We start from the raw sequence: 1,381 nt of genomic DNA, 5'->3' as shown, positions 1-1,381 counted from the left end.
GCGTGCGGGTGTCAGCCGTGCACGTGCAGCGGCTTGCCGGCCAGGGCGAGGTGGGCCTCGCCCAGGGCTTCGGTCTGGGTGGGGTGGGCGTGGACCAGCGGAGCGACGTCCTCCGGCAGCGCCTCCCAGTTGTAGATCAGCTGCGCCTCGCCGATGAGTTCACCGACGCGGTCGCCGACCATGTGCAGGCCGACGACGGGGCCGTCGGTCGCGCGGATCAGCTTGACCGCGCCCTGGGTCTTGAGGATCTGGCTCTTGCCGTTGCCGGCCAGGTCGTAGGTGAAGGTCTCCACCGAGCCGTACTGCTCCTTGGCGGCGGCTTCGGTCAGGCCGACCGAGGCGACCTCGGGGTGGGAGTAGGTGACGCGGGGGATGCCGGCTTCGTCGATCGGCTGCGGGTTGAGGCCGGCGATCTCCTCGGCGATGAAGATGCCCTGCTGGAAGCCGCGGTGCGCCAGCTGCAGGCCGGGCACGATGTCGCCGACGGCGAACACGCCGGGGACGTTGGTGCGCAGCCGCTCGTCGGTGCGCACGAAGCCGCGCTCCATGGTGATGCCGACCTGCTCGAAGCCGTGTCCGGCGGTGTTCGGGCCGCGGCCGACGGCGACCAGCAGCAGGTCGGCGTCGTAGGTCTCGCCGTTTTCCAGGCTGACCGACACGCCGTCGTCGTTGTGGGTGGCGCCGGTGAACTTCACGCCGGTCTTGAACTTGATGCCGCGCTTGCGGAAGGCGCGCTCCAGGCGCTTGGAGGCGAACTCGTCCTCGTTGGGCACCAGGTGCGGCAGCGCTTCCACGACGGTGACCTCGGCGCCGAAGGAGGCCCAGACGCTGGCGAACTCGACGCCGATCACGCCGCCGCCGAGCACGACGACCTTGTTCGGGATGAAGTCCAGGTTCAGGGCCTGCTCGCTGGCGATGACGCGCCCGCCGAGCTCCAGGCCGGGCAGCGTCTTGGAGTAGGAACCGGTGGCCAGAACGACGTTCTTGCCGGTGTAGCGGGTGCCGTCGACCTCGACGGTGTGGGCGTCGACGAGGGTGCCCGCACCCTCGACCATCGTCACCTTGTGGGCCTTGGCCAGGCCCTGCAGGCCCTTGTACAGGCCTGAGACGATGTCGTCCTTGTACTTGTTGACACCGTCGATGTCGATGCCTTCGAGGGCGGCGCGCACCCCGAACTGGTCGGCGTCTCGGGTGGAATCGGCGACCTCGGCCGCGTGCAGCAGGGCCTTGGTCGGGATGCAACCTCGGTGAAGGCAGGTCCCACCGAGCTTGTCCTTTTCAATGAGGACGACGGACAGGCCGAGCTCGGCCGCGCGGAAAGCGCAGGCGTAGCCGCCCGAACCGCCGCCGAGAATGACCAGATCGGCGGACGTGTCGGTCA

Annotated in this window: 1 protein-coding gene; it reads right to left on the bottom strand. The window is 69.2% G+C overall.

The features are described from left to right. Positions 1-11: 11 nt before the first annotated feature. The coding region (lpdA, locus tag AB0J91_RS33000; RefSeq protein WP_363876957.1) for a dihydrolipoyl dehydrogenase at positions 12-1,381 on the bottom strand (1,370 nt) is incomplete at its 5' end.

Origin of the sequence: Saccharopolyspora sp. NPDC049357 (assembly GCF_040677225.1) — a bacterium.
In the GTDB taxonomy this organism is placed as follows: domain Bacteria; phylum Actinomycetota; class Actinomycetes; order Mycobacteriales; family Pseudonocardiaceae; genus Saccharopolyspora.
The sequence above is the reverse complement of the archived record's forward strand: the minus strand, read 5'-3'. Positions and strand labels throughout refer to the sequence as shown.